Raw genomic sequence first — 22,715 nt, 5'->3', positions numbered from 1 at the left:
CAAAGGATGATGATACGGCATGGCGTTCAAGTATGCGACCCATATGTTTATGGATGCCGAATTTCCGTTCTGGATCAAAAAGTATCGTCACGATTCGGACCGCATTCCCCATTTCCACGATTTCGTCGAATTGGTGTATGTGGAGAAAGGCGAGGCGATCCACGAGTTCGAGGGCGAGCGCTATTCGATCGGACCCGGCGACGTGTTTATCATTAATCCGGGGGAGGTGCACACCTACAGAATCAGGAACGGGAAAACGTTGGAGATTATCAACTGCTTGTTTACTCCCGCTCTCATTCACGAGTCGCTGCTGCACGAGCTTCAGTTGATGAAAGCGATGGATTTTTTGTACGTGCTTCCTTTTCTGAACGACCGAGAGCGCTTTCACCACCGGCTTCGGCTTGCGGGCCGCGAATCCGCTACCGTCCTGCATCTAATGGAGGGCATGATCGAGGAATGGAAGGAGACGAGCGCCGGCTACCGTACGTTAATCAAGATGAAGCTTGTCGAAATTCTCGTGCTGCTGTCACGGTACTATAAGAAGCAGCTAAACGAAACGGTTGCGGAAGGGATAACGGATGTGGATGACGATATGAGAGCCAGGCGCATTAGCGGATATTTGGAAAGGCATTGCTTTCAAGCCATCGATGTCGAATCGATCGCCCGATTGTTCCACGTCAGCTCCCGACAGCTCAACCGGATATTGAAAAATGAAACGGGTTTGAGCGTCATGGAAACGATGCACCACAATCGGATGGAACGGGCAAAGCAATTGCTGCGGGAAACGGACGAAACGATTATCGGCATTGCCGCTCTCGTCGGGTACGAAAGCCCTTCCTTTTTCAACCGGCTGTTTGCAAGGACGGTCGGATGTCCGCCAAGCGTGTATCGTTCGGAAGCCCGGCTTAACGTTTGAAAATATAGAAATGCCGCGAACCGGGATGCCGGAACCGATAACATCTTCAAGGGCTCCGCCCCCGGGCAAGCGAGTAAGCGCTTGCCTCCCATCCGCAACTTCAGAATGACGGAACGAAAGGCTTGGGCCGACGCGTGATAAAAATCGCGAAAGCGCTATCTAAGGAGTCGTGGCGAAATCCGTATACGATACGATCGTTTCGCAACATTCGGAACCGGGTTGTCGGCCCGACGATGCACGAATGCATCTAATTCAGAAGGGGTGTCCCATGATAAAGAAAATAACGATTGCGGCGGTGCTGGCCGCCGCTGTGGCCACAGGCTGCTCCAATACGGAGCCCAAAGACTCGGCCGCGAATCCGGTCCCGGCCAAGGAACCCGTATCCCTTACGCTGTTCCGGTATTACGCGGGACTTACGGAGCAGGAGTTCGACCAGTATATCGCCAAGCCCGTCAAAAGTAAGTTTCCCCACGTCACGATCAATTTCGTGAGCGCGAAGACTACCAATGCAAGCGAGCTGGAGCAGATGCTCGCTTCCGGGGATCAGGCGGACATTATTTTCACCAGTAATTATTCGCTGCCAGTCGTCATCAAGATGGGGTTGGCGGAAACGTTGGACGAGTCTATGAAGAAGGACGACATGAAATTGGACCGCTTCGAGCCCTCGGTCGTGGACGCCCTGGCCAAGTACGGAACCGCAGGGAATACGTATGCCGTCCCGTTCTCGCTTAATTTCGCCGCCCTATTGTACAACAAAGATGTCTTCGATCGGTTCGGAGTCCCGTACCCCAAAGAAATGTCCACATGGGACGACATTCTCGAGCTGTCGAAGAAACTGACGAGAATGGACGGAACGACCCAGTTCCGGGGCATCATCATGCCGGCCATCAAGCAAGTAGGCGATCAGCTATCCCTCGCCTATGCCGATAAGGAGAAGCATAAAGCGACCATCCATAACGACGAATGGAAACAAGTATTCGAGTTTATGGCGCCTTTCTATGCCATACCCGGAGCTTCGGACAACGGCAAAACGCCTGCGGCGCTGAAAACGTTTATGGAAGATCGCACGCTCGCCATGAATGCGGAGTGGATCTCCAATGCGATCGGCCCTCTGACGGAGCTCGAGAAGAACGGACAGCCCGTGAACTGGGGGATGACGACTTACCCAAGCTTTAAGGGCAGACCGGGAATAGGAAGAGCGGTCGATTTCCACCTGATGACCGTATCCAAGACGAGCAAGCATAAAGAACTGGTTTTCGAGATTTTGAACGCTCTGGCAGGCGAAGAAGTCCAGACTACGATCACCAAAAACGGCAGATTGACCGTGCTGAACAACGATGCGATCAAAAATCAATTCGGCGGCGAGCTGGCGGTCATGAAGGGCAAAGATCTGACTGCGGCGCTTAAGAGCAAGCCGGCCCGGATGGTAACGCCGACGGACTATGACGTCATTTCCTCCACGTTATTAGCCCAAGGGCTGAGCAGCATGCTGGCGAATAAAAAGGATCTGAACACGGCGCTGAGAGACGCCCAGGAAGCTGCCGACAAGAAAATCGCCGAAGAACGGGCCAAATAAACCAAATTTCCAAATCCTATTATGATTATGGGAGTTGATCGCGTATGGAACAAGCTCGGATGGAGCAAACGATGAGCAGACGCAAGCTGTTGGCGGCGATGGGGATGGCGGGCGCAGCGGCGGCGCTGGGCGGAACGGCGTTCGGATCGGCGCAAGGAAAAGGACAACAGACGGTATCGGGAGCCGTATACGGCGGCAACGGAGGATGTTCCCGCTGCGTCGAACCGGCCACGATCGCGCAAATTCGCTCCTGGACTACTCCAGCTGCCGATGACGTCTATTATGTGACGGATGCCGGACAAGAAGGGCTTTTCGTATACGATGCCGCCGATACGGTGTCGGCGGACAATACGGGGACGATTCTCGTTTCCGCTTCGGGGGCCCGGTACCGCAGAACGTTCGATGGAGCGGCGAACGTCAAATGGTTCGGAGCGAAAGGTGACGGCGTCGCAGACGATACGAATGCGATACAGCTTGCGATTGATTCGTACTCGAACGTCTATTTTCCGCCGGGCGACTATAAAATCGGCAATCCGCTCTTTTTGCGGGATCGTTCCTGCATTCGCGGAACCCGCTCTGCGAAGATTTTTATGGAATCGAACCCGACCGGGATCAACATGCTGAACGCCAAGGACAAAAGAAGCATTACGATCGACGGGTTGTCGATAGAAGGAGTGACCGGAGCAGGGGTTTCCTTTCCACCGGCGGGAGTGATCGACGGACAAGGCGTTACGCTCGCCATTTACGGCTGCAAAGACGTGCTGGTGACGAATTGCTATTTTACGCGCAACGGCGAAGGCTCCGGCAACATCTACATTTCCAAATGCAAAGATGTGATCGTCTCGAACAACATGATCGAGAAGTCGGAAAACGGCATTTGTTTGGACAATTGGTATGGGGAAGACGCGACTCCGGGCGGAACGCATTGCGAAAATATTACGATTGCCGACAATGTTATCAGCGATATGGGCGGTAGGGGCATTGCCGCCGATTTGATGGAAAACGCGGCGCGTCATTCGAATTTGACCATCGTCGGCAACACGATACGCGCCGCCGCCTGGGCGGGCATACAAGTCAACGCGAGAGGCGCGGCGATCGTCGGAAATATGGTGGACGGCAAAAGGGACAGCGGCATATCGACGGTCGGGGGGCAGCAGTCGCTGCCGACCTATTACGGTTTTTTGTCCAATCTCGGCTGCTCCAACTTGCATTTGGCCGACAATGTGTTTACGGAAATTTATCAATATTGCGTTAAAATTACGCGCGGCTCGAACGTTTCGATTGCGGGCAACCGGCTTTCGTTTGCCGTAAGCTACATCAACCGGAGTACGCTTCAGGTCGTCAATATCCATAGCTCGGCTTTCAAAATGATTTTGATGGATTGGAACCCGGGAACGAGCGTTCCGCCATTGACCATCGCCATCGACAACAACATAATGGAGAACGATCGCAGCCCGGCAGACAATCAGCCCGCTTCCGATCTCATTTATTTGAACGATTATTCGGATGATACGGCCATCGCGTCCGAAGCGAATTTTCAAGTTACGAACAACAGCATGCGGTCAAAAGCGTTTGGAAATGTCATCCAGCTGTACAAAGTGAACAACCAAAAGAGGGGACGAATGGTCATATCCGGCAACAACATCGCGTCTCCGGCCAACAGGGGGAACGGCGTCGTCGCCTTGCGGCTCGAAGAGCTTTACGTGGAAAACAACTGCATAGCGGGTGTCGGTACCGGGATCGTCATGGGGCCGGTCGGAACCATTCTTTCTCAAGGAAATACGATTCGCAACTATTTGTCGGCATACAAGTTTTCTTTGGGCGATTTGAACGCCGAAATAGACCGGCTTGCGGTCGGCGACACGATCATCGGAAACCCCGGAGCGAACATGTACGTGTTTAACGGGGCCGCCCCCAATTCGTATGTGGTGACAAGCTCCAATGGCGCGGGCATGAAATTTGTTGATGTCGACCTGGACAAAGTGAAAGGGACCTACTACCCGGCTCGCCTCGTTTACGATCAAGCCTCGGATACGGCGCCCACCGCCGGCCGCTGGGCCGTAGGGGACAAGGTGACGATTCGAAGCGCGACGCCTGGAGGGTATGCGGCCTTCGTCTGCGTAACCGCGGGCAACCCGGGCGTCTGGAAGCGATTCGGCGCGATCGAGAGCTAGAGACCCGAGGATTTCGGTTCGGTTCGTTCGATGAGCTCGCCCCTATTTTGCGGTCATACAGAAATCCGACAAGGAGAGCTCGCGTTTTCCGTTGCAAGCCGGCGGAAGGGCGAGCTCTCTTTTGCCGTTGCAAGCCGGCGGAAGGGCGAGCTCTCCTTTGCCGTACGGTCGGGGCCGGAGCGTTTAAGAAAGCTTGTCCTCCATCCTTTGCAGCACGGTATCCAGGTCGTCCAGACGGGCCCAGTAAAATTTCAGCTCGTCCCGCATCAGCGAGAAGCTCGTGAACGGGACGTTCAGCTCCGTAAAGAAGCGGAACGTCGGCATAATTTCGCGAAACAGATGGAAGCGGGAAGGCCGATTGCCGACCGTTTCATCGCCGTTCCATTCGGCGGCGATTTTCAGCGCGGGAATATTCATCGTATTTTTGCGGATCGACAGCTGCGATTCGTGCGATACCAGAAAGTCTATGAACAATTTGGCGGCGACCTGCTGCTTCGATTGCCGGTTCACGGCCAATCCGATCAGGCTGAGCAGCGTTTTCGGCTCGCGATAATACGGCAACGGTGCGATATCGTAGGCAAAAGGCGCGTCGCGGAGCGCGTTCAGGCTGTTGTAGGTTACGACGATCATGGATACTTTCTGCTTCAGGAACAACGCCTCCACGTCGACATTGCTCTCCGACAAATAGGCCGGGAACAAATCGCGATCGTTCATCAGGTCCATGCAATATTGCAGGCCTTCCCTGATTTTCGGGTCGTCCAACTGGTATTTTCCTTGTCCGTTTTTCTGAAAGGTTACTCCGTTCTGCAGCAAAAACAACGGCCAGCGGTTATCCGACAGCACGTGGAAATACAGTCCGTACCTGTCGTTTCCATTGGACAGCCGCTTCCCGGCCGTCCTTACGTCCTCCCAAGTCCAGCTGCTGTCCGGCTCGGACAAGCCCAACTCGCGGAAATGGTCTTTGTTGTAGCACAGGATGACCGGGGAGTAGATGAACGGTTGGGCGAGCAGCGTGCCGTTTTTCGTAAAGTGCTCGGTCAGGAAAGGATAAATGCCGGCATTCGCTTCGAGCGGCTCCAGCAAATGCTCCTCCTGCCCATTCCCCTCGATCGTCTCGAAATGGTAGGCGTTGACGATCATGACGTCGATGCCTTTCGTTTGCGTATGGCTAATGATCGCCGGCCTGTTGTTGGGGAAATAATGATCGACCATCTGAATGCGGATATTGGGGTATTTCCCGTGAAAGACGTCGATAAGCTCCTGCAGATTGACTTCGTTCAGCAGGCTGGAATAGATGCCGAATATCAAGTTGACCGTATCCGACTGCGGCCGCTTCTTGACCTTCGTGCCGATCCGCTCGACCTTCTCGATATAGCCGTCGGCCACGAGCGTCTCGAGTCCTTTGCGAACGGAGCTGCGGCTTAGCCGGAACTGCTCGCACAAATTCAGCTCCGAAGGAATAAATTCGCCTTCCCTGCGTTTGCCGGCAACGATTTCCTCGCGCAATGTCGTGACCATTTTGAGGAGTCTGGCCTTGGGAGTCGTCTTCGCTTCGTATACGTTCATGGCTATCCTCCGTGTGATCCAAATCAAATGCTGCATGACAGGACGCTGGTATGTTATTGGGCCAAAGGCATGTCGTCCTTTTTCATCTATTATTATAGTTCAAATGGACCGTTTTGTCATGGCGCGGTGCGATCGATCGACAGTTGGACATATGGATTTCATGTATTGACAGCGGTTTCAATGGCGGCATATAATCAATAACATACCAAGAAAATACCAAAGAGTGAGGTGTTGACGTCAATGAGCTTAGTGCCGCGATAATGCGAGCATGTCCGATTTGCAAGCATGGCATCGACGGGGGAACGAGTTTCATACTTTTATCCGGAATGGACCATTCAGGGAAGAGGCAAGGAACCAAGTTCGGGGGGTGCGGTGACAGTGGGATTTCGGGGGACGGTCGCAGTATGCGCAATGGCGTTGATCGTATCGACGCTGGCAGGATGTTCGGACGGGAAGGGCGCGGGAGAGCCGGCGTCGGGGAAAGACGGTGCCGATACGACACAGGCGGAGAAGCCGCCGGTACCGGTAACGGTCAAATTCGCGATGAGCGGCAGTTTGATTACAGCGGAGGATTTCGATACCTTCGTCAAAGTCCCGGTTAGCAAAAAATACCCTCATATTACGGTGGAGCGGATCGATTTCAGCCAGAAAGGGACGACGCTTACGGAGCTCGTCGCCGCCAGGGAAATACCCGACCTGTATATGAACGGCGCGCTGGATCTGTCCCAGTACGCGGAGCTCGGGCTGGAATATTCGATCGAGGAACTGATCAAGACGAACAAATTCGACACGGCGAGAATCAATCCGGAAATATTGAATACGATCAAGAGTACGACGGGCAGGAAAGATTTGATCGGACTCCCTTTCTACAATCAGGCTTTCGCCTTGTTCTACAACAAGGATTTGTTCGACAAGATGGCGTCGCCGTATCCGAAAGACAATATGACTTGGGAAGAAATCCGCGATTTGGCGGTCAAATTCAGGAGAGACGACGGCGGCGTATCCTACTATGGCTTGTACCCGGACAATATTTTCCGGGGAGCCTATCAGTTGAGCTTGCCTTGGGTCGATGTGCAGACGAACAAAAGCATGCTGCAGTCTCCCGGCTGGAAGGAACTGTATGAGCTATGGTACAGTCTGTACAACGTCCCTGGCTTTCCGCCGAAAGGCACCGACAATCTGGGCCTGTTCACGAAAGGGAGCCTGGCGATGATCGCCAGTTCCGCTACGCGTGCAAGATCGATGAGGACCGTGCCGGGGCTCAATTGGGATATCGTGACGTATCCGCAGAATAAAAAAGCTCCGGGCTACGGAGCCCGGGTCGACCCCAATTTCCTGCTGATCCCGAACGGCGCCAAGCAGAAGGAGGCCGCCTTCAAAGTCATTTCCGTCATGCTGTCCGACGAGGTGCAGCTCGACATGTCGCGCCATTTGTGGATGTCCGTTTTGACGAGCCAGCCGATTCATAACGAATTCGGCAAAACCTACCCGGAGCTGGCTTCGAAAAATATGGTCGCCTTCACGAAACCGAAGATGGCCGGCATCCAGACGTTCGGAGGCGTAGCCGCCCATACTTTCGCCAATAATGCGTTCGACGAAATCGTTTACAGCGGCAAAGATATCAACACGGCGATGCGCGAGGCGGACGAGAAGCTGAACAAGGCGCTGGAGGAATTGAAGCAGAAAACGAAATAAACGATATAGGGAGAAGGAGTGCGTGAGATGGCCAACTATGTAAAAATCAGCAGTCTCGGTCCGGCGCCTTGCGTTATCGAGGCAACCGTCCCGGCGGAGGAAGCGGTCGGAAGGATGATCGCGCATTGGGAGCGGATGCTCGGTTTCGTGCTTCCCGACAAGCCGGATCTGATCGTCCTGCCGGAGGCGTGCGACAGACCGAGCAAATCGTCGTATCCGACAGAACGGCGGATGGAGTATTACCGGGTGCGGGGCAACCGGATACGCGACTTTTTTGCCGGCATTGCCGCAAAGCATGGCTGCAACATCGTATACCCGAGCCACATGCAAGCCGAAGACGGAAGCTGGCGCAATACGGCGCAGCTGATCGACCGGCAAGGTCGGGTGACGGGCACTTATCACAAAAATCATCTCGTCCCCAACGAGTACAACCTGAACGGCATTTTGTACGGCAAGGATGCCCCCGTGTTCGAGTGCGATTTCGGGCGGGTCGCCTGCGCCATCTGCTTCGATTTGAACTTTGACGAGCTGAGGTTGAAATACGTACAGGCGAAGCCCGACTTGATCGTCTTCCCGTCGATGTATCACGGGGCGCTTATGCAAAATTATTGGGCGTATTCGTGCCGCGCCCATTTCGTCGGATCGATCGCCGGCTTGCCGTGCTCGATCGTCTCGCCGCTCGGCGAAACGGTAGCCCAAAGCACGAATTATTACCCGTACGTGACGACCACGGTCAATTTGGACTGTGCGGTCCTGCACATTGACGAGAACGGCGCCCACTTCCGGGCGATCAAGCAGAAATACGGCTCCAAGGTGAAGATCCACGATCCCGGTCTGCTCGGTTCGGTTCTCCTTTCCAGCGAAACGGATGAGTTTACGGTTCGGGAGGTGATCTCCGAGTTCAAACTGGAGCTTCTGGACGATTATTTCAGCCGGTCTTTGACCCATCGATGCGCCCCGGGACATATGGAGCCGTAAACCGGCTTTTGCCCCGGCAGGCGATGCATACCTTTGTCCATACAATGGAAACCTGTACATGAACGACAATTCCCAAGGAGGATGCCGATCATGGCTTTGATTCCATTCGAGCCATTCCGCAATGTGGATGGCTGGAAACGAGATTTCGACCGTTTGTTCAACGACTTTCCCGCATTCGTGCGCGGGGACCAGCAGTTTGGCGCGCATCGGATCGACGTGCACGAAACGGCCGAGGAAGTCGTGGCTTCGTGCGATTTGCCGGGCTTGGAGAAAAAGGAAGACGTGCAAATCGACGTGCAGGGCAATATGCTTACCTTAGCCGGCTCGATCAACCGGACGCATGAAGTGAAGGAAGAGCAGATGCATCAGCGCGAACGCTTCTTCGGGCGTTTTCACCGGTCGGTCACGCTGCCGTCCGCCGTCGACGAGGATGGCATCAAAGCGAGCTACCGGAACGGAGTTCTGGAAATCCGCATGCGGAAGCTGCAGCCGCCGCCGAGAAAGCAGATCGATATCGAGTTCCACTGAGCCCGACGCGGCAGGGCTCCGATTCGGCCGAAACCGCCATGACCTATTTGGTCGCGGCGGTTTCGGCTTTTCGGCATGGCGCTTATAGTTGAGCCGATGACAGGCTATCGGTTTCGTGCAGTCGGGTGAGCGGCGAACAAGCCCGCTCCCCACAACCGGATGCGAGTCGGTCCGCGTTCGAGCAGCTTTAGCGGTCTGCGTTCGAGCAGCTCCAACTATTAGCGGAACTCCAGTACGGTATTTGCGCGAAAACAACAAACTTTCAGCATATAGAGGAACTGTATTCCGCTATTTCTTCATTTCACCGTTCCGATACCAGCATAGGAGAACATTAGCGGAATAAATTTCCTCTATTTTCTCGAAGTAACAAAAAAACGGGGAATAGAGGAATTAAATTCCGTTATTTCCCGTGATCGTTGGCCTAGGCCGGGTACTCTCGGCCGATCCGGAGCAAGCCCGATCCGGGGGGAGCTGGAGCCCGCGCGAGCGGCCGGTTTGAAGCGGGACGTCCCCCCGGACACGTCAGCGCAAGCGCCGCACGCGGCCGGTCGAGTCGAGTCGCGCCGCCGTCGTCGAAGCGTCAATACCCGTCCGTGCTGCGGCCCATTTCGTCGGCCATCTCTACGCCTTGCTGCTCATAGACCGAGCCCATCCGTTCGCCGATCGAGCCCGCCTTCGCCAAGCTTTCGGACACTCTCCGGCCATAGTCCGGGTCGGCGTTCGTGAAATATTCGATCATTTTCTCGCGGATGACCGGACGGCATACAAGGAGCGCATCGGTCAAATTGGCGATCAATTCTTCGCGCTCCCAATCTTCGAAGCGGCGGTACGTTTCCCCGGCTTGCTTGAAGTCGTTGGCGCGCTCGATTTTGCGGCGGACCAGCTTGTCGCTATAGGCCGGCTCGTGTTCTTTGCCAGTAGGGACGGCTTCCTTCAGTCCGCCGATCGAGGACGGCTCGTAATTGACGTGCGGGTTTTGATCCGGCGCCCGATCGACCACGAAAGCCATTTGTCCGTCCCGCTGGTTGGTAGCCACATGCTTCTTCGGGGCGTTGACCGGCAGCTGTAAATAATTGGTCCCGACGCGATGCCGCTGGGTATCCGAATAGGAAAACGTGCGGCCCTGCAGCAGCTTGTCGTCGGAGAAGTCCAGCCCGTCGACCAGCACTCCGGTGCCGAAGGCGGCTTGCTCCACCTCGGCGAAATAGTTTTCGGGATTCCGGTTCAGCACCATTTTGCCTACAGGCAAAAAAGGAAACTGCCCGGCATCCCACAGCTTGGTCGGGTCCAGCGGGTCGAAGTCGAGCTCGGGATGCTCGTCGTCGCTCAAAATTTGCACGGCCAGCTCCCACTCCGGATAATCGCCTCGTTCGATCGCCTCGTACAAATCTTGCGTAGCGTGGCTGTAGTTTTTTCCTTGTATTTCGTCGGCTTCCTTCTGCGTGAGGTTGCGGATCGCCGTCTTTAGCGGCTCCCAATGGTACTTGACGATGACGGCTTTGCCTTCCTCATTTACCCACTTGTACGTATTGACGCCGGAGCCCTGCATTTGCCTGTAATTGGCCGGAATGCCCCACGGGGAGAAGAGGAATGTCACCATATGCGTCGCTTCCGGGGAGTTGGACAGGAAGTCGAACATTCTTTCCGGGTCGTTGATGTTCGTCACCGGGTCGGGCTTGAACGAATGTACCATATCGGGAAACTTCAACGGATCGCGGATAAAGAAAATTTTCAGATTGTTGCCGACCAGATCCCAGTTGCCGTCCTCCGTATAAAACTTTACGGCGAAGCCTCGCGGATCCCTCAGCGTTTCCGGCGAATGGCCGCCGTGCACGACGGTAGAAAAGCGGACAAATACGGGAGTGCGCTTGCCCGCCTCCTGGAACAGCTTGGCCCGGGTATAGGCGGCGATCGGCTCGCTGCCGACTTTGCCGTACGCTTCAAAATAGCCGTAAGCGCCGGCTCCGCGTGCGTGCACGACGCGCTCCGGAATTCGCTCGCGATCGAAGTGGGATATTTTCTCGATAAAATGGTAATTTTCCAGTGTGGACGGTCCGCGGCTTCCTATCGTGCGGATGTTCTGGTTGTCCGAGATCGGGTGCCCTTGGCGATCGGTAAGCGTCATCTCGCCTTCGCCCGACCCCATCCTCGGATCGGCGGCGCTTCCCGCTCCGGCGGCGTTCGTTCCGTGCATTTGGTCCGAATTCATTTGTAAATCCTCCTGGGCAATTTTTGCGAACAAATCCATTTTTTGCCCATGCGGCACCGAATATGCATCCAACAAGAAAAAAGGCGGCTACCGGTCAGGGCAGCAGTTCCAGCAATCGCTGTGCGGCTGCGGACAGCGGGACATCGCGCAGAGTGACGAGACCGACGCGTCGGGCAGGCAAAGCTTCCTCCAGCGGCAGCTCGCGAAGCGTCCCGTCAGCCAACTCTCCGGCCACGAATTCGCGAATGACACAGCCGACTCCGAGGCCGATGCGCGCGAACTGGACGATCAGCTCGATGCTGCCGAGCTCGATTTCCGGGCGGAGGCGGACGCCTTGCCGCTCGGCGAAGGCGTCGGCGTGGCGGCGTATGCTGCTGCCCCGCTCCAGCATGAGCAGCGGGAGGCGGGCCAGCTGCTCCCAGCTTAACGGAAGCGCGGCTGTGGCGGAATGCGCCGGTCCGGCGACGAAGCAATCATGCAGCGCGATGCTTTCGCGAATTTGCAGCTGCCGGTCATCGATCGGCAAATTGACGATGCCGAAGTCGATGCGGCCTTCCTTCAGCAACGCGACCGTCTCCCGGGTCGTCCGGTTCGTCACCTGAATTTTGACGTTCGGGTGATCGCGGTGGAACGATTCCAGGTAAGGGAGCAAATAGTAGCGGCACAGCGTATCGCCTGCCCCGATTTTCACCTCTCCGGCCATCAGCTTGCGCATTTCGGCTATTTTTTTCTCCCCGTTCTCGAGAAAATGATGCGCTTGGGAGACGAACTTCAAGAGGACTTCCCCTTCGGCCGTAAGCTTGACCCCGCGGGACGTGCGGAAAAACAGCGCGCCCCCGAGCCGGAATTCAAGCTGCTTGATCGCGTGACTGACCGCAGGCTGCGTGATGAACAGACGCTCGGCCGCCTTGGAGAAGCTGCCCGTCTGGGCTACCTCGTAGAACGCGCGGTACCATTCCATATTTTCGATCATGGCGAACATCCTTTGTCCATTTAGTATTAATTCAATTTATATCAGCTATCAATACTATTCATTTTATTTATGGTAACAGCTTTATTATAATCGGATTGCAAGGAAGATGCCAAGAACGAGAGGGGTTATGCCATTATGCCGGTTACGGCGATTGTCGGTGCGAATTGGGGAGACGAGGGAAAAGGCAAAATTACGGACGCTTTGGCGGGAACGTCGAATATGGTGGTCCGGTTTCAAGGCGGAAGCAATGCGGGACATACGATTATAAACGAATACGGCAAGTTTGCGCTGCACTTGCTCCCGTCGGGAGTATGCCGTCCCGGAACGATCAATGTGATCGGACCCGGAGTGGCTTTTCATGCCGGAGATTTTTTCGCGGAGCTGGACAATTTGGCGGACAAGGGAGTTCCCGTCCCGGATGTGAGACTGTCCGAGCGGGCCCAGCTCGTCATGCCGTATCATATCCTGTTCGACGGTTTGGAGGAGGAGCGGCTGGGCGACCGGCAATTCGGTTCTACGAAGAAAGGGATCGCGCCGTTTTATGCGGACAAATATTTGAAGCTGGGCATCCAGGTGGCCGATTTGTTCGATAAAAGCAGGCTGTTGGGCAAGCTGGAAGCGGCGCTCGAAGCGAAAAACGTGCTGCTTCGGCATTTGTACGGCAAGCCGGAGCTCGATGCCGCCGCATTGGCGGAGGAGCTGTTGTCCGACGCGGAACGGTTGAAGCCCTATGTATGCGACACAACCGAGCTGCTGCAGACGGCGTGGAAGCGGGGCGATTCGATATTGGTCGAAGGCCAGCTCGGCGCGCTGCGCGATCCGGACCACGGTATTTATCCGTACTCGACGTCCTCTTCGACATTGGCCGGATTCGCTTCGGTCGGGGCGGGACTTCCTCCTTATGCGATAGACCGCGTAGTCGCCGTGACGAAGGCCTATTCCAGCTGTGTCGGCACCGGGCCGTTCGCTACGGAGCTTCATGGCGAGGAAGCGGAAGAGCTGCGCAAACGGGGCGGGGACGCCGGCGAATACGGAGTCACGACCGGCAGGCCGCGCCGGGTCGGCTCGTTCGATGCGGTAGCGACGCGGTACGGCTGCATGGTGCAGGGGGCGACCGAGGTAGCGCTGACGAACCTCGACGTACTGGGCTATTTGGACGAAATCAGGCTGTGCGTCGCGTATCGGACCGATCATGGAACGACCAACGCATTCCCGGTCAACGCGCAGCTGGAATCGGCGAAGCCGGTATACGAGACGATGCGGGGTTGGCGAACGGGAATTTCGGATGTGCGCTCGTTCGAGCAATTGCCCGCGGAGGCGCAAGCCTATGTGCGTCGCGTCGAGGAGCTGATCGGTGTGCCGGTGCGGATGGTATCGGTCGGGCCCCGCAGGGAGCAGATGTTCGAGCGGTGAAGATGGGACCGGGTTCGTTAACTGTGATCCGCATTATGTCGCACAGCGCAATCGAATCATGCAACTTTGCTCGTGTATGGTATAATGGAGCTAAAACCAAGAAGAGGTTCTGAAGATGTCGGAACAGAAGGAGCCCGTCCACAATCCTCATGTACGCCAAAGGATCTCGAGGAGTTATCCAACCTGTTCGGCTCGGTGTTTCTTATCGAGCAGCAGTCGGATTTGAAGATCAGCGAATTGGTGGGCTTGTTTCGAAAGCTTGCTCCGGCCATTGATCGTACGCCTGCCGAGCAGCGGGAGCAATTTGCGGTTTGGCTGGAGCATATTTTGCTAAGGCTGCTGAAGACGAAGGACAAAGAGCTGGATGTTCAGAACATCGTATCGGATATTCGGAAGAAAGGGTTGAAGGCCGTGATCTCCAATCTGGAACGGAACTTGGAATGGATCGAAGAACAGGGCATGTTGAAAGGATTTGAACAGGGGATAGAAAAAGGCGTAGAAAAAGGCATTGAACACGAGAAACGCGAAATTGCCGCGAACATGCTGCGCGAAGGTTTGGACGCGACTCTTGTAGCCAAAGTAACGGGACTGTCGATGGACACGATTGCATTGTTGAAAAGCAAGCAAAAGTAATGCGGCGGACGAATGCGTTAAAGATGCTCTCCCGCTGGAGAGCATCTTTAACGTTCCAGAAAGCTTAATGCGGCTGCCGCTTCTTCATTCAAAAGAACCGAGAATAAGGTTGGAATGAACACTGTGTACGCCGACGAGGCGCTGTTCCATGAAAATAATGCTCAAACGCACCTTATTTTTATCCAAATACTTTGATATTCAGGTAAAGGTACCGATTCGCAAGAAATAAAGCTTAAACAAACGCTATTCGCGACGGACTCGCGGTAAATCTCAGAAATAGTGCTGATTTGAACGTTAGCCGTTCCGGCTTTGGCGGTGGGAGGACTGGGCGCTCAATGCCCGAAGTGATGCCGGATAAAAGGCCACACCCGCTCTTTATAATACCGATGCCCGCCGCTTCCTTCATACAGCTCACACAGGTCCGTGCGTGTCCGTTCGATCGCTTCGTAAATCATCTTCGTATGGGCGAACGCTTCGCGGGTTTGTTCGATCGGGAATATGGCGTCTTTCACGCCGTTTACGAACAATACCGGTCGCGGCGCGATCAGTCCCGAGATGTCGTACATCTCGCCCAATTCCATGACGCCCGGAATAAAATTGCACAGACAATGAGGGACATGCATCAGCGAGCCACGGAACGTGCAATAATACGAGCTTGGCACGCAGACCGAGATTCGTTCGTCCAAGGCGGCCGCAAAAAACGAAACGGTACCGCCTCCCGAGTTCCCGGTGATGGCGATCCGGCTTGTATCGATCTCGGGACGCGTGGAGGCGTAGTCGATGAGCCGTCCCATGTCGTGAACCCTTTCGCCGATTAAAGTACGCCCGTACATGAACGCCCGTTTCTGCAGCTCGTCGCAGGAGGACACCTTGCTTTTGCCGAACTCCTCTTCCCGGGACATTTCCCAGAAGCCCCGCACATCCATCGCGATCACCGCATAGCCTTCCGCAACCGCTTGCAGCGCGACATCACGTTCGCCCGCCAATGATTCACGGCGCTCCCCGTCGTCGGCGAAGTTGCCCACATACACTTCTTTCCCCCTTCTGCCATGACCATGAGGGGTCAATACGAGCGGATAAGGCTTCGTGCCGCTCTCGGGGATTAGCAGGTAGAACGGGATCTCGACTCCCGGTTCGGTGGAAATATACAGCTTTTCCCTGGAGTAACCCGGAAAAGACTCGACTTCCGCCGTTCTCGGATTAAGGGGAACATCCCGATACAGCTCCCGCATGCGGGTCAGCCCTGTCAAATCTGCCAATCGGTTTCGAAACGCATGCTGCCACAAGGTCCAATCTCCGGATTTTAAGACGCGGGTATAGTCGAACTCCCGAGCCGTTTGATCGTGCAAGTTGTCCATGTAGTGGTCCGTCGCGAATAAAAGGTGGTCCGCCATCGTGTTCACCGCCATTTTGGTTTTTTATTAATCGGAATGAGAACATGCTGCAAAGTCTTACTTTAAAAAGTATGATAAAATTCCGTATAGTTCTTCCGGTTTTTTTGCCGATTTTACGAAAAATGCTGTTTTTTTTGCTCTTTTCATGACCCTAAAGTGCTAAACTGGGCTAAGCGGCAAAACGAAGCCCGACGTTGCTGCGATACCTTAACTGGGAAGGGGGGTGCCGGTTATCCGAACCAAGCTGAGTATTCCACCGGCCTTGTCCGACGAAGCGGAGTGCACGTTTTATTTACAGAAGGGATTCAGGAGCAGCAGCGAAATGCGACAATCCCACTTTCACGATATTTACGAAATTTATTATTTGGTTTCCGGTGAACGAAACTATTTGATCGGAGACAGGACTTACCGGATCTCTACCGGCGATCTCGTGTTTATATCCCCCTATGAATTGCATCGGGCGACGAATACGTCCGTTCCTTATAATGACAGTATCGTAATCAATTTCAGCAAAACGTTTCTGGGCGACGATCGGGTCTGGATCGAGGACGAGCTGTCCCCTTTCGCCTCGGGCCGTCATGTGCTTTCGCTGCCCTTGCCCGTCCGTACAAGGGTGGAAGAAATATTCCGAACGATGGAGCTCGAATACCGCGAACGCAACATCGCGTTCGAAGGCGTCATCAGAGCGGCCCTCGCCGAGCTGCTGATCGTCGGCATAAGGCACAACCGGGCCGCAAGCGACAAGACGAACGAGTATGACGACCCGCATCATCAGAAAATTTCCGAGATCGTCCGCTTTATTAACGACAACTACGGACAGCCGATTACGCTGGATGCTCTGTCCGCCCGGTTCTATATAAGTCCTTATCATTTGAGCCGCTTGTTCAAGAAGATGACCGGATTTACTTACGTCGAGTATGTCGCCACCGTCAGAATATATGCCGCCCAGAAGCTGCTTCGCGAGACGAAGTGGAAGGTGCAGCGCATTATGGAGCATGTCGGTTTTCAAAACTTGGCGCATTTCGGCAAAGTGTTCAAAAAAACTTCCGGCTGCACCCCGCTGCAATACAGGAAAGGTTCCGGCGTCTGAGCCTGTTTATTGCGTGGCGGCGACTCCTCGTGAAGGATGATGCCGGCAGTTGAAAATGGCCGACAGTACGAAAGTATACCCGAATAAAAAAACACCGTATTTTTTAGTCTGCAAGATTGCTTATAATCCGGAGCGAACGACGAATCCGAAAGATCGGTTCCGTCGTTTCTTTGTGTTTGCTCCGACATAAGGCCGCCTTCGTCCCGCAGTCGAGAACGTAGTCAGACAGCAATAATTTGAACTGGAATCAAAACAATCTCCTATTTTTAACTTGGCCGATAATCTATATAATCCAAGTAACAAGCAATTTTACGACTTACGAAGCGATATACGCCTATTGGAAATTGCGCATGGAGCAGCAGCAATCTTTTGCGATTCGCCCGATTTGTAAGCGTTTACCTTTTGTGCGCGGGACCATTTGATAAGGGAGGAATAAAGATATGACGCTAATGTCGCATGTCAGCAGAAGGGAGCTGCTTGCTTTGCTGGGTACGGCGGGAGCGGCTGCCGCCATGTCCGCAGTAGGGAACGTGAATGCGCTGTCGAACGGCGAAGGAGGGCAGTCGGTATGGACGTCCGTATACGGCGGAGAATCCGGCTTGCCGGACTTGAACTATTGCATAGCGACCACGATTGCCGACCTGGAGGCGTCGAACGATCCGAATCCCCAATACGTTTACTTTGTCGTCGATCCGGGCAAAGAAGGGCCGTTCCTGTACGATCCCGGCGATACGGATACGGCTTCCAATATGGGTACGATCGTGGTGTCGAGTGCGGGTCACAGGTTCAAGCGCATATTCAAAGAGCCGATCAACGTTACCTGGTTCGGTGCGACTGGGGACGGTGTGACGGATAATACCGCCGCTTTCACAAATGCGTTGAACGCCGTACGGGCGAACGGAGGGACCGTTTTCGTTCCGAAGGGCACGTTTTTGCTGAAGAAAGCGCTAGTCTTGAACGACAGGATGAACTTGACGGGGCAATATGCCGACTCCAAGCTCGTGTTCGAGCTGGCCGGCAATACCGCTACAACAACGGGCGTGCTCGTGCTGGGGTCCGATTTGGTCGTCGAACGGCTGTACATCGACGTGAAACTGACCTCCACCCTGCACGGGTTTCGCGGCAACAATGTGACAGTAGGGGAGTACGAGTCGGCGAGCTACAAAAATTTGCACAATATCGTCATCCGGGATTTATGGCTGACCCGGCAGGATACGGGCTATCTTAACAACGCCTTGGCCATTTCGGGCGACGCGCATCATGTGCTGGTAGAACATATAAAGGTTCGCGGCAAAAACGTTATCGGCATTATGGCGCACTGGTCCGGCGACGCTCCCGCCAACAACAACTCCCTCGTGTCGTACCATCCGCACGATATCGAGATACGCAACGTCGATATCGAGGATTCGCAGGAAGCCGCCATCTGTCCTTCGTCCACCTACAATTTCAGAGTATCGGGCTTCAAGGCCAGAAACGTGAAAACGGTGTTCCGGGCGATTCCCGGAGACTTGGGCGATTCGAGAAGCTATGCCGGGAACGGCACGACGCATGAAGACCAGCGCGGAAAGGCGATGACCGGGATTGTGCTGGAGAATGTGTACGCGGAAAAGGTCGAGACGACCGCGATTTATTTCGGCCTGATGGGTGCCATCAAGGACTCGCAAGGAAATACGGTCTGGTACAGGGCGAGACAATCGTCCGGCATGATCAGGAATGTGGAGGTTAGCGGCCTCGATACGTCCCATTATGCCTTTCAGATCGACCGCTTCTCCAATTTGACGATAGACCATATCCGGGCGGCCAACTATAAGGGCTACTCCGTATATATGTATCGCGTAGACAACGTTCGTTTGTCCGACCTGATTTTGCAGGATGTGAAGAGAGGCGTCATGATCCAGCAAAGCAGCCATGTCAAAATCACGGACGGGAACATCCGGCTGGAACAAGCCAATGTGAGAAACGATGCGGATGCGTATCCGGTGCGCATCGAAGGAACGCTCAAAACGGTTGCGCTGGCGCTGCCTTTGCAGGTCGGGGATACGACGGTGACGGTGACGGCTGGCTTCGATTCATTGGAATACGGCCAATTGCTTGAAATTGTCGGTGCGGGTACGGTTAAAGTAAGCGATTACTACGTTACGACTACGGCAACTTCATTCCATATCGAGCCATCCGCGATTGCGGCGCCGGCGGGCGTGCAAATCATCTCCTCGAACGTCGCGCGCGAAATCGACATTGTCCGATGCAGCATACGGAACGGCCATTCCGGCGTTTATTATCCGTTCCATGTCGATGGCGTTACCGTCAGAGATTGCGAAATGGACAACTTGTTCTACTACGGCATTTACGGCGGCATGGGCTCGTCGGTCGGCTTGTCCAACGTCTCGATCCTGCGCAATCGGATCCGCCGTTGCGGCGTGAACGTGCTGGATCCGAACGTCGCTTCTCCGACCTATACGGGGCAAATCGTAGCCAAAAATACGAACATGCTGACGATCCGCGACAATGTGCTCGGAGATAAGGCCAACGAAACGGCCTACTCCGTTCAGGTGCACGATACGTGCTCCAACACAGTCGTGGAGGACAACATTTCGCTCGGAGTCCGAAATACAACGGAATATGCCTTCGACTTCTTCGATCAGAATGCGGCGGCGCTGGCTCTCGGGACGAACACGTATAAAGCGAACCGGCTGCTAGGCCAAGGCAAGCTTCGCAAAGGCGCCGGAGTGAGCCATGCGCTGGCGGATAGCGGCAACCGGATCGTCAGAGCCGCGATGGCACCGATTGCCGGTATTTGGATGGCCGCCGATCTTGTATACAATACGGCCCCGGCAGCCGGAGGGTACGTAGGGTGGGTATGCACGCAAGCCGGAACGATGGCGAATGCAGCCTGGAGCGCCTCGACGTCCTTGACTGCGGGCTCGGTCGTGTATACGACGGCAAAGCGGGTGTATCGATGTACGGCGGCGGGGGCGACTGGAACGGCCGAGCCGACCCATACGGGCGGGATTGCTTCTAACGGAACGGCCGTCCTCCGATACGAGGGACCGCTTGCCGAGTTTAAAGCATTCGGCCCGATCGTCTCTCCGTAAGACGGAGCAGCAAGCGTTAGGGAGGTGATGCCGCGCACTGAATCGAACATACGTTCCTGTTCGTTCCATATTTACAACTATTCGGTCATATTTCATGGGGAGGTCCTATCAATGAAAAAGAAACTCGGGCTTACGCTGGTGCTTGGCGGCGCGATGCTGGCACTATCTGCATGCGGCGGTTCCAACGGACAATCCGCACAAGGGAATACGCAACCCCCGGCTGCGTCGCAAACTCCGGAAGTAAAAAAAGATCCGATCACGCTAACCGTATTCGGGCTCGGGGTTCCCGAGCAGGAGTTCAACGACCGGTTCCGGGCCGCGCTCGAGAAGAAGTTCCCATACATCACGTTCAAATACATCCCGCCGGATAAAGGCAACTCGCTGCCGGAGCTGGTCGCCCGCGGGGAAACGCCGGATTTGATCCGGACCGACGTGCCGAATTTGAAAAACAACTACCTCGATCTGAAGCTCGGCACCGATCTGAACGAATACGTGAAAAAGTTCAAGGTCGATTTGACCCGCTTCAACGCGCCTTTTATCCAGGAAATGATCGATGCGGGGCAGACGGGGGCGCTGTACGGCATTCCGTATCCGCCTTACTTTCCGATGGTGCTGACTTACAACAAAAATTTGTTCGACCAGTTCGGAGTCGCGTACCCGAAGGACGGCATGACATTCGACGACGTATACGCAATCGCCCAGAAAATGAGCCGGGCCGAAGGCGGCAAAACGTACCGCGGCTTCAGCGCGAACATTATGGCGATGCTGCGCGACAACCCGTACGGCTATCCGATCCTCGATCCGAACGCCGACGCGCTGTACGATCCGGAGAAATGGAAGCCTCTGTTCGGCAACTTCAAACGATTTTACGAGCTGCCGAACAATACGATCGAGGCGACGCGTCCGGCGGAAATCAACGACGCCTTCAAGAAGGGCAACGTCGCCATGCAAATCAATCAATACAGCCAATATTTGCCGATCCCTAACGAAATCGATTGGGACATCGTCTCTTACCCGACGTTCAAGGATGCGCCCAAAAAGATGGCCTGGCGCGGTTCCGCCTACTGGTCCGTCTCGGCGACGAGCAAGCACAAAGACGATGCGTTCCAGGTCATCATGGATATGGTGTCCGACGAAATCCAACTGGCCGACGCCAAGAAAGGGATGCTGCCGACCGTGGCGAACAAAAGCATCCAGGACGCATTCGGAAAAGAGCGTCCGGACTTGCAGAGCAAAAACATCAAAGCGCTGTTTTACTATTCGGAATGGGCGCCGTACTCGCCCAAGCGGAAAGCGGGACTGTCCAACGTCGCAACCGTTATCCAGCAAGATTCGATGGCACAGACCTTCCACGACGTGGCCACGAACAAGGCGGACATCAACACGGGCTTAAGACAGCTCGACGAGAAGCTGAAGGCGGAGCTTGCCAAGGAGAAGAGCAAATAAAGCCGGATGCGGGACGGAACGGCAGCCGGGATATGGAAAGTCGAGCGCGCACTCCGTTCACTTCTCGATGCGCAGCGCGTGCGAGGATTGGGCACCCGTGCTGAGTCGATATTGGTTCGGAGTCATGCCGACGAGCGATTTGAAGACGCGGATGAAGTAGTTGCTGTTGTCGAAGCCGGTTTCGCGGGCGATGATCTCGAGCGTCTTGCCGGTCTGGCTGAGTAGCGCGGACGCTTTCTCGATGCGGATTTTGCGCAAATAGTGCATCGGCTGGATGCCGGTTTTGCCCAGGAAGACGCGGCTGAAATGGTATTTGGACAGTCCGGCCTTGTCGGCGATATCGTCCAGCGAGAGCGATGCGGCGTATTGCGATTGCATGTACCGGATCGCCGTGCGGACCGGCTCGGGAGAATCTTTGAACTGCACGATATCGTAGCCTTCGGAAATGCGGTGCAGCTCCATGACGAACCGGTACAGCTGGGAGGAGACGTAATATTTGTCGAGCTGGGTATTGCTGTAAATGAGCGAATACAGCTCGCTGATGCAGGCAATCGGATCCAGCTGATGCTCGAACGAGATGACCGGTCCGAACTGCTCGATCAGCGACTGCCAATGCCGGATGGCGTCCTCTCCGCGTACGGCGATAAACAGAAATTCCCAATGACCGAACGCGGAATCGAAAAAGTAAAGATGATCGCTCGGCAGCGTGCACAAAAAGCCGCAATGCTTGGGTACGACGAATTCACGGTCGCCGTACCGGATCGCGCCTTGACCGGACAGCGTGAACTGGAAAATGACGCCTTCGCCGTCCGTACGCTTGATCCCGTCCCAGCGGTAGCTCGGCGAATCTACGTACTCCCAGCCGATGCCGCCGAGGCGCATGCTTAACGTGGATGGGGTCAAGTACCGGTACTGAAACGTTTTACGGCTGCATTGCTCATGCGGGAAGAGCAATATTATCCACCCCGATCATCAGAATTTGCTATATATATTCAATAGTATAGCAGATAAGATAACGATTGTAAGAGATTT

The 22,715-nt window shown here is 54.9% G+C and carries 16 protein-coding genes; 11 read left to right on the top strand and 5 right to left on the bottom strand.

The window, feature by feature from the left end; all coding sequences use genetic code 11:
* Positions 1-19 precede the first annotated feature (19 nt).
* The 3 genes from FE784_RS04155 (at position 20) to FE784_RS04145 (ending at position 4,666) form a co-directional block, all read left to right on the top strand.
* Positions 20-916, top strand: coding sequence for an AraC family transcriptional regulator (locus tag FE784_RS04155; protein WP_139600869.1), 897 nt, complete (start codon positions 20-22; stop codon positions 914-916).
* Positions 917-1,184: 268 nt separating this feature from the next.
* Positions 1,185-2,492: an ABC transporter substrate-binding protein gene (locus FE784_RS04150; RefSeq protein ID WP_176705964.1), complete on the top strand. Its 1,308-nt coding sequence runs from the start codon at positions 1,185-1,187 to the stop codon at positions 2,490-2,492.
* Between the two features lie 44 nt (positions 2,493-2,536).
* Positions 2,537-4,666: a right-handed parallel beta-helix repeat-containing protein gene (locus FE784_RS04145; RefSeq protein ID WP_139600867.1), complete on the top strand. Its 2,130-nt coding sequence runs from the start codon at positions 2,537-2,539 to the stop codon at positions 4,664-4,666.
* Between the two features lie 183 nt (positions 4,667-4,849).
* Here the strand turns inward: FE784_RS04145 and FE784_RS04140 are convergent, their stop codons facing one another.
* Entirely contained in the window at positions 4,850-6,232 is a 1,383-nt protein-coding gene (locus FE784_RS04140) for an extracellular solute-binding protein (protein ID WP_176705963.1), read from the bottom strand.
* Positions 6,233-6,604: 372 nt separating this feature from the next.
* On the opposite strand from FE784_RS04140, the gene FE784_RS04135 reads away from it, so the two are divergent.
* From FE784_RS04135 to FE784_RS04125, 3 genes are all read left to right on the top strand, one after another.
* Complete coding sequence (locus FE784_RS04135; protein ID WP_176705962.1) at positions 6,605-7,927, top strand: ABC transporter substrate-binding protein; 1,323 nt, start codon at positions 6,605-6,607, stop codon at positions 7,925-7,927.
* A gap of 27 nt (positions 7,928-7,954) precedes the next feature.
* Entirely contained in the window at positions 7,955-8,905 is a 951-nt protein-coding gene (locus FE784_RS04130) for a carbon-nitrogen hydrolase family protein (RefSeq protein WP_139600864.1), read from the top strand.
* Positions 8,906-8,995: 90 nt separating this feature from the next.
* A complete protein-coding gene (locus tag FE784_RS04125; RefSeq protein ID WP_139600863.1) occupies positions 8,996-9,433 on the top strand; it encodes an Hsp20/alpha crystallin family protein in 438 nt (145 codons plus the stop codon).
* Positions 9,434-10,013: 580 nt separating this feature from the next.
* Here FE784_RS04125 and FE784_RS04120 read toward each other — a convergent pair.
* Positions 10,014-11,642, bottom strand: coding sequence for a catalase (locus FE784_RS04120; RefSeq protein WP_139600862.1), 1,629 nt, complete (start codon positions 11,640-11,642; stop codon positions 10,014-10,016).
* A gap of 94 nt (positions 11,643-11,736) precedes the next feature.
* A complete protein-coding gene (locus FE784_RS04115; protein ID WP_139600861.1) occupies positions 11,737-12,615 on the bottom strand; it encodes a LysR family transcriptional regulator in 879 nt (292 codons plus the stop codon).
* Positions 12,616-12,750: 135 nt separating this feature from the next.
* Between FE784_RS04115 and FE784_RS04110 the strand changes: the two genes are divergently transcribed.
* Positions 12,751-14,028, top strand: a complete 1,278-nt coding sequence (locus FE784_RS04110) for an adenylosuccinate synthase (RefSeq protein WP_139600860.1) — start codon at positions 12,751-12,753, stop codon at positions 14,026-14,028.
* A gap of 84 nt (positions 14,029-14,112) precedes the next feature.
* Complete coding sequence (locus FE784_RS04105) at positions 14,113-14,661, top strand: RpnC/YadD family protein (protein ID WP_139600859.1); 549 nt, start codon at positions 14,113-14,115, stop codon at positions 14,659-14,661.
* Positions 14,662-14,993: 332 nt separating this feature from the next.
* On the opposite strand, the gene FE784_RS04100 is transcribed toward FE784_RS04105, so the two are convergent.
* Complete coding sequence (locus tag FE784_RS04100; protein ID WP_176705961.1) at positions 14,994-16,055, bottom strand: alpha/beta hydrolase family protein; 1,062 nt, start codon at positions 16,053-16,055, stop codon at positions 14,994-14,996.
* A 322-nt stretch (positions 16,056-16,377) separates the two neighbouring features.
* Here FE784_RS04100 and FE784_RS04095 point away from each other — a divergent pair, with 322 nt between their 5' ends.
* The 3 genes from FE784_RS04095 to FE784_RS04085 all read left to right on the top strand — a co-directional run bounded on the left by FE784_RS04095 (position 16,378) and on the right by FE784_RS04085 (position 21,683).
* Positions 16,378-17,145, top strand: coding sequence for a helix-turn-helix domain-containing protein (locus tag FE784_RS04095; protein ID WP_139600857.1), 768 nt, complete (start codon positions 16,378-16,380; stop codon positions 17,143-17,145).
* 440 nt (positions 17,146-17,585) lie between these two features.
* Positions 17,586-20,237, top strand: a complete 2,652-nt coding sequence (locus FE784_RS04090; RefSeq protein ID WP_139600856.1) for a glycosyl hydrolase family 28-related protein — start codon at positions 17,586-17,588, stop codon at positions 20,235-20,237.
* A gap of 111 nt (positions 20,238-20,348) precedes the next feature.
* Positions 20,349-21,683 carry an ABC transporter substrate-binding protein gene (locus FE784_RS04085; protein WP_176705960.1) on the top strand — a complete coding sequence of 445 codons (1,335 nt, stop codon included), beginning with the start codon at positions 20,349-20,351 and terminating at the stop codon, positions 21,681-21,683.
* 57 nt (positions 21,684-21,740) lie between these two features.
* On the opposite strand, the gene FE784_RS04080 is transcribed toward FE784_RS04085, so the two are convergent.
* Entirely contained in the window at positions 21,741-22,637 is an 897-nt protein-coding gene (locus tag FE784_RS04080) for a helix-turn-helix domain-containing protein (protein ID WP_139600854.1), read from the bottom strand.
* Positions 22,638-22,715 lie beyond the last annotated feature (78 nt).

This window comes from Paenibacillus hemerocallicola, assembly GCF_006265175.1.
Taxonomy (GTDB): domain Bacteria; phylum Bacillota; class Bacilli; order Paenibacillales; family NBRC-103111; genus Paenibacillus_AB; species Paenibacillus_AB hemerocallicola.
This window is presented reverse-complemented; position numbering and strand designations above follow the sequence as displayed.

Coding starts and splice junctions, on each gene's coding strand:
- FE784_RS04110 (WP_139600860.1), top strand. CDS start 12,751: ATGCCGGTTACGGCGATTGTCGGTGCGAATTGGGGAGACGAGGGAAAA.
- FE784_RS04140 (WP_176705963.1), bottom strand. CDS start 6,232: ATGAACGTATACGAAGCGAAGACGACTCCCAAGGCCAGACTCCTCAAA.
- FE784_RS04125 (WP_139600863.1), top strand. CDS start 8,996: ATGGCTTTGATTCCATTCGAGCCATTCCGCAATGTGGATGGCTGGAAA.
- FE784_RS04085 (WP_176705960.1), top strand. CDS start 20,349: ATGAAAAAGAAACTCGGGCTTACGCTGGTGCTTGGCGGCGCGATGCTG.
- FE784_RS04115 (WP_139600861.1), bottom strand. CDS start 12,615: ATGATCGAAAATATGGAATGGTACCGCGCGTTCTACGAGGTAGCCCAG.
- FE784_RS04105 (WP_139600859.1), top strand. CDS start 14,113: ATGGAGCTAAAACCAAGAAGAGGTTCTGAAGATGTCGGAACAGAAGGA.
- FE784_RS04155 (WP_139600869.1), top strand. CDS start 20: ATGGCGTTCAAGTATGCGACCCATATGTTTATGGATGCCGAATTTCCG.
- FE784_RS04130 (WP_139600864.1), top strand. CDS start 7,955: ATGGCCAACTATGTAAAAATCAGCAGTCTCGGTCCGGCGCCTTGCGTT.
- FE784_RS04150 (WP_176705964.1), top strand. CDS start 1,185: ATGATAAAGAAAATAACGATTGCGGCGGTGCTGGCCGCCGCTGTGGCC.
- FE784_RS04090 (WP_139600856.1), top strand. CDS start 17,586: ATGACGCTAATGTCGCATGTCAGCAGAAGGGAGCTGCTTGCTTTGCTG.
- FE784_RS04095 (WP_139600857.1), top strand. CDS start 16,378: ATGCGACAATCCCACTTTCACGATATTTACGAAATTTATTATTTGGTT.
- FE784_RS04120 (WP_139600862.1), bottom strand. CDS start 11,642: ATGAATTCGGACCAAATGCACGGAACGAACGCCGCCGGAGCGGGAAGC.
- FE784_RS04145 (WP_139600867.1), top strand. CDS start 2,537: ATGGAACAAGCTCGGATGGAGCAAACGATGAGCAGACGCAAGCTGTTG.
- FE784_RS04100 (WP_176705961.1), bottom strand. CDS start 16,055: ATGGCGGACCACCTTTTATTCGCGACGGACCACTACATGGACAACTTG.